Below are 11665 nucleotides of genomic sequence, written 5' to 3'. Positions count from 1 at the left end.
GGCTTGCCGGCGACCAGCGGCGTGGCCGAAGCCGGGACCGGCGGCGGCGCCGGGGCGGGGACCGGCGGCGGCGGTGGCGGATCGGCGCGGTCCTTCCTGAACCCGGCCGGGGTAGCGGGCGGCGCCAACATCGGCGGCGGCGCCGGTGGAGGCTCGCTCTATGGCGATGGCGGCGTGGGGGGCGCCACGGCCGTGGCCGGGACAGCGGCCGCCGCGACGGCTTATGGCGCGGGCGGCGGCGGCGCAGGCCAGAACGCGGCCGGCGGCGCGGGCGGCCCGGGCTGGGCCCTGATCGAATGGGTGAAATAGGCGGCGCGTCCTGATCCCAACCTCCTGAACGCGCCGCTTCTGGCCCCGGTCGCCCCAACGGCCGGGGCCTTTTTTTCGGCTGCAGCTCAGCGCCGGTGATCAGCCTGGCTGCGAAGGTTCACGGCATCACGGACTTCCGCCGTCATCCTGAGAGGAACCGTGGAGCCCGACAGGCTGGACTGCGCCAGGAAGGTGACGGATCCGGGACAGCGGCGGTCGACCTCCCAACGCACCCAGGCCTTGCACCGCGTCGTCCGGCCCCACAGCACATAGTCATCACCGAGCAGCCTTCGCAGGGCGGCAAGGTCGACATGGGTTCTAGCGTGGCAATTCGGGCAAGCCGCGATAACGAGCCATCGCCGAGCGTGCATCTCGGCCAGCGTCAATGCTTGCAGCGGATGCGGTGGCGGCGCGATGGCGTCAGGGTCGCGGGCTCCCATGACGGCCGCCATAGCGGCCCGGGCTCAGGCGGGCAAGAACAGAAAGAGAACATAGACAGCAACGGCGCGAGCAAAGTCACCTTTGTGACTTACGCGAAGTCACACTGTTCCGCTGATGTTCTATGAAACGAGGATAAAAACCCTGAAAAACCAAGGGCGGAGGTGGTACGTCCTCTCGGGCTCGAACCGAGGACCCTCTGATTAAAAGTCAGATGCTCTAACCAACTGAGCTAAGGACGCACACCGGCGCGGCCCGCGCGTGCGGACCGCGACGCGCCTTCTGTTGCAAAGCGGGGCCGGGGTCAAGCGTCGCCTCGACGGTTAGGCCGGTCACGGCTAAGCAAATCCCATGAAACCCCTGTCCGGCCTGCGCATCCTCGAGTTCGACGGCCTCGGCCCGGTGACCTTCGCGGGGATGGTTCTGGCCGATCTGGGGGCGGACGTGCTGCGCCTGACCCGCAGCGCCGCGGCCGGGGCCCCGGCGTTCTCCGAGGTCGGCGGCGAGGTGCTGCACCGGGGCCGGGCCGCGGTGGCCGTCGACCTGAAGGACCCGGCCGATCTGGCGCGTGTGAAGGGGTTGATCGCGGGCGCCGACGCGCTGATCGAGGGATTCCGGCCCGGGGTGATGGAGCGGCTGGGTGTGGGGCCGGAGACCTGCGCCGCGCTCAACACCCGTCTCGTCTTCGGCCGCATCACCGGCTGGGGCCAGACCGGACCGATGGCGCGGCAGGTCGGCCATGACCTGAACTACATCGCCCTGTCGGGGGCGCTGTCGATGATGGGGGAGCCGGACCGGCCGCCGCGGCCGCCGCTGAATGTCGTCGGAGACTACGGCGGCGGAGGCATGCTACTGGTCACCGGCGTGCTGGCCGCCCTGCTGGAAGCGAGGACCACGGGGCGCGGCCGGGTCGTGGACGCGGCCATGACCGACGGCTCGGCCCTGCTGACCAGCCTGTTCCACGCGCTGGCTTCGCGCGGGCTGTGGAGCGAGACGCGGGGGACAAACCTGCTGGACGGCGGCGCGCCCTTCTACCGCTGCTACGCCTGCCGCGACGGCCGGTTCGTGGCCGTGGGGGCGCTGGAGCCGCAGTTCTACGCCGCCCTGCTCAAGGGGCTCGAGATCCCCGCCGATGAGGCGCCGCAGTTCGACACGGCCGCCTGGGACGCGCTGCATGCCCGTTTCGCCGGCGTGTTCGCGACGCGGGATCGCGACGACTGGGCGGCGCGGTTCGCCGATACCGACGCCTGCGTGACGCCGGTGCTGACCATGGCGGAAGCGCCGGAGCACCCGCACAACGCGGCGCGCGGGACTTTCGCGGCCGATGAGATCGTTCAGCCCGCGCCGGCGCCGCGTTTTGACGGCGAGAGCCGGCGGCTGACGCCGGAGCCGTCGCCGCTGTCGCTCGATGAGGCGCTGGCCCGCTGGGGCTGACGCTGTCGACGGCCGACTCCTGGAATCGCAGCTGCGAAACCATGGCGTGGACGTCGCTGTCATCGAGTCCTCTCCAGCCCGCCACCTTGACGCGAATTGGAAAAGGATTGGCGCCGCGCGTGATGACCGGACGCTCGATCTTGGCTATGGAACAGTCAATACGGCCGTGCGTTGGAACGCCGATCCGGGGAGCTGACAGATGAAACGCCTTTTCGCCCTTGTCGCCATGGCCGGCGCGGTCGCCCTGACCGCCTGCGAGGATTCGCGTCCGGCCGAGCCGGAAGTGATGGATGCGCCGATGGAGGAACCCGCCGCGGCCTCCGCCGAGGATGTCCAGGCGCCGGTCGCCGCGCCCAGCGCCACCGACACGCCCGACAACAGCGCCTCGCCGACCGAAAAGCGCACCTCCGAAGAATCGGTCAGGCCCGAAAGCGAGACCCTGTTCTACTGACGTGACCAGCAGGGCGGCGCCCCAATTGCGCCGCCGGCGGATGCGACCCCGCCCGCCGTCCGCCGACCACAGGGCGCCCGCCCGCTGACAAGCCGCTGACGAAGGTTCCAGTTTGAAGCCGAGGCCCGCCCTGTTTCTTTCCAGCGTGGCGGGTTTCGCGCTTCTGGCTTCGGCCGCCGCGGCTGATCCCCGGGCCGAGGTGCGCGGCGAGATGGACCCCGAGCTGCGCGAACAGCTGCAGCGGGCCATCGGCGAGGTCGACGCCCCGCCGTCCAACCGCTTCGAGGCCCGCCGGCGCGCACGCGGCGCGCTGGAGGCGGCCGAGGCGCTGCTGCGGTCCGAAGGCTACTACCAACCCGTCCTCGAGGACGTCGTCGAGGGCGAGGAGACGCCCGTCGCCATCGTCACGGTGATCCCAGGACCGCGCTTCGCCCTGACCGATCCGATCGTCAACTGGGTGGAGCCGCCGCCGGCGCCGGCTCTGGCCGAGGCGGTCGAGGGCGAGATCGGGTTGAAGGCGGGAGACCCCGGCCGGGCCGTCGACGTCATCTCGGGCGAAGGACGGCTCGTCGCCGGCCTGAACCGGCGGGGCCATGCCGACGCGCGGGCCGAGCCGCGCCGGGTGGTGGTCGACCACGCCACCCTGACCATGCACCCGACCTACAACATCGTCGCCGGGCCGCTGGTGCGCCTCGATGGGGTGCGGCTGGAGACGCGCGGACCGACCAATCCCAACTGGGTCGCCGGCCTCGCGCCGTGGTCCGAAGGCGAGGTCTACGATCCCGAGGACGTGGCCGAACTGGAGCGCCGGCTGCTGGAGACAGGGGTCTACGACGGCGTCGGCGTGGCCCTCGCCCCGGCCGCGCAGACCAACCCGGACGGCAACCGGCCGATCGTCGTGACCCTGACCGACCGTCCGCGGCGCATCCTCGAGGCCGGCGCGACCTTCTCGACGGCGGAGGGATCCGGCGTCGACCTGATCTGGACGTGGCACAACCGGTTCGGCCGCGCCGACACCCTCGTCTGGCAGGCGCGCGCGGCCGACGTCGACAGCCGGCTCGGCGCCGATTTGCGGTTGCCCCACTGGCGAAAGCCGGGTCAGACATTGAGGCTGTCGGCCGCCCTGCTGCACGAGGACACCGATGCCTACCGCCGGGCCGCCTTCGCCGCCGCCGCGGATCTGCAGCAGCGCATCGGCAAGACGTCGTGGTTCAGCTACGGCCTCGGTCTGGACGCCGGCCGCTATGACGAGAACCGCTTCGACCCGGTCACCCAGCTGCCGATCAATTTCGAGCGTGACCTGGTCATTCTGACCGGCCGCGGCAGCGCCTACCTCGACTATTCCAACGATCCGCTGAACCCGACCACCGGCTGGCGGGTGACCACCTCGATCCAGCCCACGGCCGTGACCGGCGAGGACACGACCCTGTTCGTGCGCGCCGAGGCCCAGATCACCGCCTACCTGCCGGTCCAGGACAATGCGAAGACCGTTCTGGCCGGGCGTGTGCGGCTCGGCTCGATCCTCGGCGGCGAAGAGCTGACGGTGCCGTCCGACCGCCTGTTCTATTCCGGCGGCGGCGGTTCGGTGCGCGGCTACGAATACCAGGGCGTCGCCCCTCGCCTGCCCGACAATACGCCGCGCGGCGGTCTGAGCCTGTTCGAGGTCTCGGCCGAGGTGCGGCGCGACCTGTTCCGCAACTTCCAGGGCGTGGTCTTCGTCGACGCCGGCTCGGTCGGCTTCGACCAGGCTCCCGATTTCAGCAACATGCGCTACGGCGCGGGCTTCGGGGTGCGCTACAAGCTGCCGTTCGGCCCGATCCGGGCCGACATCGCCTTCCCGCTCGACAAGCGCGAGGGCGATGCCGACTTCCAGGTCTACGTCAGCATCGGACAGGCGTTTTGACCGACGCGCCCCCGCCATCAGAAGCGCCTGAAACGCCGGCCGTGAAGGCGCGCAAGAAGCGCACCCGGCTGCAGGCGCTGGCCTTCTTCGGCGGCATGGGCCTGGCCATCCTGGCGGCGCTGCTGCTGGTGACGGCGATCGGCGGACGGATGTATCTGCTGTCCGACTCCGGCCGCGCCCTGGTGACCAGTTTCGTGGCCGGCAAGAAGCTGGGCCGCTACGGCCGCATCAACGTCGAGGGCGTTCGCGGGGACCTGTTCGACGACTTCACCATCGACCGGGTAACGGTGACCGACGCCGACGGCGTCTGGCTCGAGGCTCACCGGGTGCGGGTCGACTGGAACTGGTGGCCGCTGGTCCTGCGCCGGTTCCACGCCACCGAGGTCGAGGCCGACGTCGTCCGCCTGATCCGCCGCCCCCTGGTCGAGCCGCAGACCGAGCCGCCGGGACCCCAGCCGCTGTCGGTCGACATCGACCGCTTCTCCGCCGACGTCGAGCTGCTGGAGGGCTTCAGCAAGGAATACGGCCGCTGGAAGCTGGCGGGCGAGGCGAATGTTCCGCGCGCGGGCGTCAAGCGGGTCGTCGTCAATGCCGACAGCGACAGCCGCCCCGGCGACTTCCTGCGCCTGACGGCCGCGATCAGCGACGACATCGCCGACATGCGGCTGAACCTGCGCGCCCAGGAGGCTCGCGGCGGACCGATCGCCGGCGCGCTGGGCTATTCGCCGGATCAACCGTTCCTGGCCACCGCGATCGTCAACGGGGAGGTGGTCGACGCGGTGGTGCGGACCGGCGACTTCACGCCGTTGACCGTCAAGGGAACCTACGGCCCCGAGCAGACCAACATCTCCGGCTTCGTCGACTTCTCGGGATCGGACCTGCTGGACCCGTTCGTCCGCCGGGTCGGCCGCACCGCCAAATTCGCCCTCGCCACCGCCCCGGACCGCAACGACGACGGCCTGCAGGGCGTCGGCTGGCGGCTCGTCGCCGAGAACCTCAGCTCCAACGCCAGCGGCCTGATCCGCGTCAGCGACCGCAGCGTGCCGCGCGGAATTCGCGTCAGCGTCTCCACCCCGTCGCTGTCCCGCCTCGCGGGCCGACCGCTCGGCGAAGGCGCGGCCTGGTCGGCGCTGTTCCGGGGCGACGCCGGGAGCTGGAGCCTCGACGGCTCGATCGACGTCCTGGGCGCCGACCTGTCGAGCTATCAGGCGCAGCGCATCCGCGGGCCGGTCAACATCCGGGCGCGCAACGACCGCTACGATATCGACGGCGATATCCGGGCGGCGGGCGGCTCGACGGCGGGCATGATCGGCGGCCTGCTGGGCCCGACGCCGCGGGTCCAGTTCGAGGCGGCGCGGCTGGCCAACGGCTCGATCCTGCTCGAACGTCTCGACGCCACGGGTCAGGCGCTGAAGGTCACCGGCACGGGGGGACGCAACCTGCTGGGCGGTCTCGGTTTCCGGGGCCGGGCCGAGATCACCGACGCGTCGCGCCTGCGCCGAGGCGCCGACGGCGCCTTCGGCGGAACCATCGCCGCCTCGATGCCGCGCAGCGGAGCGCCGTGGCAGGTCACCTTCGACGGCCGCGGAAGCGACTTCGCCCTCGGAGTCGGAGAGCTGGATCGTCTGCTGGGCCGGACGCCCCGGCTGCAGCTGGTCGGCGCGCTGGACGACGGACGGGTGGTGATCGACTCGGCGCGGCTGAGCGGCGCGCACGGCAATGCCGCCGCGCGCGGCTTTGTCGAGGGCGACGGACGCCTGCGACTGGCCATGAACTGGAACGCGCGCGGCCCCTTCGGCGTCGGCCCGGTCGAGATCGACGGCGCCATGACGGGCAATGGGGTGGTCGGCGGCACGCTGGCCCGCCCCAGCGCCGACCTCAAGGCCGCCTTCGGACGGGTCAGCGCCGGCGCCCTGATCCTCACCGACGCGACCATGGATCTGAGCTTCCGGCGCGGCGCCGACTCCTCCGACGGTCGGATCTCGGTGGTCGCGGGTTCCAACTACGGCCCGGCCCGGGGCAGCGGGAATTTCTTCCTCGGCGGCGACCGCATCCGCCTGACCGATGTGGACCTCGACGCCGGCGGCGTGACCGCGCGCGGGGCGATCGCGCTGTCGAACCGCTTCCCGTCGAGCGCCGACCTGACCTTCACCGCCCGGCCCGGCGCCTTCCTGGCGTCAGGGACCGCCGACGGCCGCATCCGGCTGACAGAGGGCCCCGGCGATGAGACCGCCATCCTCAACGTCACCGGCCGCAACGTCCGGCTGGCGGGATCGTCCTGGGTGATCCGCACGCTGAACCTGAACGGCCGCGGCACGCTGGGTCGACTGCCCTTCACCGTGAAGGCCGACGTCGGCGGCCCGACGCCGGTCAGCTTCGACGGAACCGGTGTCTATTCCCGCCAGCCGACCGCCCAGACCGTGGTGCTGGAAGGCTCCGGTCGGGTGCGCGAGATCGCCTTCACCACGCGCAATCCCGCCGTCGTGGCCCTGTCCGGCGACGGGCGCGTGGTTCGGGTCGACCTCGGCGTCGGCGGCGGTGTCCTGACCGGCGAGCTGCGCCAGGATTCCCGCGCCGCCGTCATCGAGGCCAACCTGACAAGCGTCGAACTGGGCTCCCTCGCCCCCGACCTGCGCGGTCGGGCCACCGGCCGGCTCTCGCTGCGCGGCGCCGGCGCCGACCTGTCGGGTTCGGCGAACGTCACTCTGGAGGACGTGCGCAGCATCGATGCGCCGCGCGGCCTCGCCATCGACGGCACGCTGAACGCCATGCTGCTCGACAACACGCTCCGGGTCCAGGCCCGGGTGGCCGACGAGGGCGCCGTCCGGGCCAGCGCCGATCTCACCCTGCCCGTCGAGGCCTCGGCCGCGCCGCTGCGTCTGGCCGTGGTCCGCACCCGGCCGATGTCCGGCGAGATCGACATCCAGGGCCAAGTGCAGCCGGTCTGGGACCTGTTCCTCGGCGGCGACCGGTCGCTGTCGGGCCAGATCAACGCCCGCGCCACCCTCGCCGGCTCCATCGCGGCGCCGCGCATCAACGGGCGGATGGACCTGCGCGAGGGCGGGTTCCGCGACAACGCCACCGGCCTGCAGCTGCGCGACGTCACCCTCGCCAGCCGTTTCGACGACACCACGGCGCTGGTGGAGACCTTCACGGCCACCGACGGCTCCGGCGGCACGGTGTCCGGAGACGGCCGCATCGGCCTGCGCGAGGGCTCGGGCTCCAGCGTCGAGCTGACCCTCGCCCGCTTCCGCATCATCGACAACGACATCGCCGTGGCCCGGGCCTCGGGTCCGCTCAGCGTCGTCCGCGCCGGAGACGGCAAGATCCAGCTGACCGGCCGCATCGATATCGACGAGGCGCGCATCCAGGCCAATCCGCCAGGCTCGCGAGGCATCGTCGAGATGGACGTCGTCGAGATCAACAAGCCGGGCGGCGACATTCCCGAGGAAGAGCAGAACCGTCCGCGGGGCCTGCAGATCGGCGTCGACATCGCCGTCCGGTCGCCCGGCGGCGACGTCCTCGTGGTCGGCCGCGGCCTGAACGTGGAGATGAACGTCAACGCCCGGGTCACGGGCACCATCAACGAACCGACCCTCACCGGCACGGCCCGCGTGGTGCGCGGCGACTACGACTTCGCCGGCAAGCGGTTCGTCTTCGACGACCGGGGCACGGTGACCCTCTCGACCCGGCCCGAGCAGATCCGGCTGAACCTGACCGCGACGCGCGACGATCCCGCCCTGACCGCCACCATCCGGGCGACGGGGACGGCGGCCCGACCGGAGATCACCCTGACCTCGACTCCCGCCCTGCCGCAGGACGAGATCCTGTCCCAGGTGCTGTTCGGACGCTCCGCCTCGCAGCTCTCGGCCTTCGAGGCGGCCCAGCTGGCCGCCAGCGTGGGCGCGCTGGCCGGCGGCGGCGGTTTCGACGTAATCGGCAATCTGCGCGAACTGGCGGGTCTGGACCGGCTGTCGTTCGGCGGCGAGGCCTCCAGCCTGACGGTGGCCGGCGGCCGCTACATCACCGACGACGTCTATCTGGAGATCATCGGCGGCGGCGAGAACGGCGCGGCCGTGAACGTCGAATGGCAGGTGCGGCGCAATCTGACCGTCAGCTCGAAATTCGGCGGACAGGGCGAGGCCAGCCTGTCGATCCGCTGGCGCCGCCAGTCCCGCCAGCCGGGCGCCGGTCGCGAGGACCGGCGCCCGAACCGGTAGGCGGACCTAGTAGGCCTGGGCGTCGCGGAACTTGTTCATCGCGCTGCCCCCGCGGATGCCGGCGATGTGCAGGATCAGCTGCACGACCATCACGGCCAGTCCGCCGTAGACCTGCCACGTCGGACCCGCGGCGGCTCCGAGGTCCATCTGGTCGGCCATCACCAGACCCAGCGCGGTGGAGCCGAGGCCGTAGACCACGAGAACCGTGAAAAGGATCGGGATAACGATATTGGGCTTGAACCACTGAACCAGGCCCAGGATCAGCTGACAGATGATCAGGAACCCGGCGAAGCCCACGGCCATGCTCGACATCATTCCGGTCATGCCCGCGGCATCCGGCGAGGCGGCGGCAGCTTCCGCCATGGCCGCTTCCATAACCTCGGCGCCCGGCCCCATCAGCCAGACCAGACCCACGACGCCCCAGATCACGCCGAGAAAAATCGCAATGGCGCTGGCGCGCGCCGCAGCCTTCGCTTCCGCTGCATTGGTTATCGCAGCGGTCGGGTTCATAGCCCTCACCATGTCAGTCATGCCAGTTCCTCCCTGTGTTGGCTCGACCACCCTATAAGGCGGGGCCGGCGGCGCAACGGACATTCGCCGTCGCCTTCACCTTTGCCGTGCGTGCGGCTAGGGTCCGGCCGCATGCGGATTCTACCTCACGACCAGACCGTGCTCGACCATGTCGCGGCGCGCGGCGGCGCCATCGTCGGCCGGACGGTCGACTGGGCGGGGGTCAATTCCGGCAGCCGCAACGCCGCCGGGCTGGCCCGCATGCTGGATCTGCTGGAGGCCGCCGCCGCGCCCCTGTCGGCCGCGGTCACCCGCGCGCCCACCGCCGGCTCGACCAGCGTCGGAGACGACGGCGCGGTGCGCGAAGAGGCCCACGCCGACGCGCTGAAGATCAGCCAGCGCCCCGATGCGCCGGTGCAGGTCGTCCTGACCGGCCACTATGACACCGTCTTCCCGGCCGACAGCGCCTTCCAGAGCGTCACGACCCGGGCGGACGGGGCCCTGAACGGACCGGGCGTCGCGGACATGAAGGGCGGCATCTCGGTGATGCTGGCGGCGCTCGAGGCCTTCGAAACCCATCCGGATCGCGCCCGGGTCGGCTGGACGGTGCTGCTGTCGCCGGACGAGGAGATCGGCTCGCCCGCCTCCGCCCCGCTGCTGGTCGAACTCGGCGCGCGCGGCCATCTCGGCCTGACCTATGAGCCGGCGCTGGCCGACGGGACCCTGGCCGGGGCGCGGAAGGGCAGCGGCAACTACCATCTGATCGTCACCGGCAAGGCGGCCCACGCCGGCCGCGCCTTCGACGAGGGCGCCAACGCCGTAGCCGGCGCGGCCCTCATCGCCGCACGCCTGCACGGCCTGAACGGCCAGCGGGAAGGCGTCACGGTCAATGTTGCGAAGATCGCCGGCGGCGGGCCGCTGAACGTGGTCGCCGACAACGCCGTGGTTCGTTTCAATGTCCGCGTGCCGGACAAGGCCGCATCCGACTGGATCGAGGCGGCGGTGCGCGAGATCGCGGCCGCCCCCCCCTTCCCGGGGCTGAGGCTGGACCTGCATGGCGGCATGACCCGCGCGCCCAAGCCGATGGACGCCTCCCAGACCGCCCTGTTCGAGGCCGTGCGCGAAGCCGGCGCCCTGCTGAACCAGACCATCGCCTGGAAGCCGTCGGGCGGCGTCTGCGAGGGCAACAACCTGCACGCGGCGGGCCTGCCGAACATCGACACCCTCGGCGTGCTGGGCGGCGACATCCATTCAGACCAGGAGTTCGCCTGGCCGGCCAGTTTCGTCGAACGGGCCCAGCTCAGCGCACTGATCCTGTGCAAGATCGCCTCGGGCGAGATCGACGCCCTGAAACTGAAATCGCTACGTCTGGAGACGATGTAACCCCATGCTCGTCGTCCGCCCCGCCGGCCCCGCCGACCTCGACCACCTGCTGGAACTGGCCATCCTCAGCGGCCCCGGCTTCACCAGCCTGCCCGAGGACCCGGATCAGCTGGCGGAACGGCTCGAGCTCGGCCGCGACAGCTTTTCCGGCAAGCTGGCGCCGCAGGACTGCTGGTACACGCTGATGCTGGAGGAGTCGGAGACCGGCGATGTCGACGGCGTTGGCTCGGTCAAGGCGGCGGTCGGCCTGCACCGGCCGTTCTTCTCGTTCCGGCTGGTCAACAACACCCAGTCGTCCCCCTCGCTGGGGGTGCGGCTGGACCACCAGACCCTGGTGCTGGTCAACGAATGCACCGGCTGGACCGAGGTCGGCTCGCTGTTCCTCAAGGCCGACCGGCGCAAGGGCGGCGCGGGACGTCTGCTCAGCCAGTCGCGCTACATGCTGATCGGGGCCCAGCCGGACCTGTTCGCGGAGACGGTGCTGGCCGAGCTGCGCGGGGTGTTCACCCCCGACGGCGCCTGCCCGTTCTGGGACCATGTGGCGCACAAATTCTTCCCGATGGAATTCGACGACGCCGATCGCATGACCGGTTCGACCGACAAGCAGTTCATCCTCGACCTGTCGCCGCGCCACCCAATCTATGTCGAGCTCCTGCCCGAGGCGGCGCGGGCGGTGATAGGCAAGGTCCATCCGCAAGGCGTGCCGGCCATGGCGCTGCTGGAAAGCGAGGGCTTCCGTCCCAATGGCCTCGTCGACATCTTCGACGCCGGCCCGACGGTCTGCTGCGACCGCGACAACATCCGCACCGTCCGCGACGCCCGCCGCCTGACCGTGCGGATCGCCGATGAGGTCGAGGCCGAACTGCCCGCGCTGATCTCGACCGACAGCATCCGCGCCTTCCGCGCCGTCCGTCAGCGGGCGGCGGTCGAAGGCGACGCCGTCACCCTGACCAGGGAGGCGGCCGACGCCCTCAAGGTCCGCGCCGGCGACACCGTGCGGGTGAAGACGTGAGCCCC

Annotated in this window: 8 protein-coding genes, 1 tRNA gene and 1 pseudogene; 7 read left to right on the top strand and 3 right to left on the bottom strand. The window is 71.2% G+C overall.

Annotation, left to right across the window (positions count from 1 at the left end; all coding sequences use genetic code 11):
• Positions 1-309: pseudogene (locus VEC04_RS06900) on the top strand (hypothetical protein); the annotation flags it as partial.
• An 86-nt stretch (positions 310-395) separates the two neighbouring features.
• Here the strand turns inward: VEC04_RS06900 and VEC04_RS06895 are convergent.
• Positions 396-761 (bottom strand): hypothetical protein, encoded by a 366-nt coding sequence (locus tag VEC04_RS06895; protein ID WP_324775187.1) that lies wholly within the window; start codon positions 759-761, stop codon positions 396-398.
• A gap of 151 nt (positions 762-912) precedes the next feature.
• Positions 913-989, bottom strand: a tRNA-Lys gene (locus tag VEC04_RS06890).
• Positions 990-1098: 109 nt separating this feature from the next.
• Here VEC04_RS06890 and VEC04_RS06885 point away from each other — a divergent pair.
• The 4 genes from VEC04_RS06885 (at position 1099) to VEC04_RS06870 (ending at position 8755) form a co-directional block, all read left to right on the top strand.
• Complete coding sequence (locus VEC04_RS06885) at positions 1099-2181, top strand: CaiB/BaiF CoA-transferase family protein (protein ID WP_324775185.1); 1083 nt, start codon at positions 1099-1101, stop codon at positions 2179-2181.
• A 199-nt stretch (positions 2182-2380) separates the two neighbouring features.
• Entirely contained in the window at positions 2381-2632 is a 252-nt protein-coding gene (locus VEC04_RS06880) for a hypothetical protein (RefSeq protein ID WP_324775183.1), read from the top strand.
• A 112-nt stretch (positions 2633-2744) separates the two neighbouring features.
• Positions 2745-4535: an autotransporter assembly complex family protein gene (locus VEC04_RS06875; RefSeq protein ID WP_324775181.1), complete on the top strand. Its 1791-nt coding sequence runs from the start codon at positions 2745-2747 to the stop codon at positions 4533-4535.
• Positions 4536-4576: 41 nt separating this feature from the next.
• Positions 4577-8755, top strand: a complete 4179-nt coding sequence (locus tag VEC04_RS06870) for a translocation/assembly module TamB domain-containing protein (RefSeq protein WP_324775179.1) — start codon at positions 4577-4579, stop codon at positions 8753-8755.
• Between the two features lie 6 nt (positions 8756-8761).
• Here VEC04_RS06870 and VEC04_RS06865 read toward each other — a convergent pair whose 3' ends face one another.
• Positions 8762-9286: a hypothetical protein gene (locus VEC04_RS06865; protein WP_324775177.1), complete on the bottom strand. Its 525-nt coding sequence runs from the start codon at positions 9284-9286 to the stop codon at positions 8762-8764.
• A gap of 111 nt (positions 9287-9397) precedes the next feature.
• On the opposite strand from VEC04_RS06865, the gene VEC04_RS06860 reads away from it, so the two are divergent.
• Positions 9398-10648: a hydrolase gene (locus tag VEC04_RS06860; protein ID WP_324775175.1), complete on the top strand. Its 1251-nt coding sequence runs from the start codon at positions 9398-9400 to the stop codon at positions 10646-10648.
• 4 nt (positions 10649-10652) lie between these two features.
• Positions 10653-11660 carry an arginine N-succinyltransferase gene (locus VEC04_RS06855; RefSeq protein ID WP_324775173.1) on the top strand — a complete coding sequence of 336 codons (1008 nt, stop codon included), beginning with the start codon at positions 10653-10655 and terminating at the stop codon, positions 11658-11660.
• Positions 11661-11665 lie beyond the last annotated feature (5 nt).

Origin of the sequence: Brevundimonas sp., assembly GCF_035626535.1 — a bacterium.
Taxonomy (GTDB): Bacteria; Pseudomonadota; Alphaproteobacteria; order Caulobacterales; family Caulobacteraceae; genus Brevundimonas.
The sequence above is the reverse complement of the archived record's forward strand: the minus strand, read 5'-3'. Positions and strand labels throughout refer to the sequence as shown.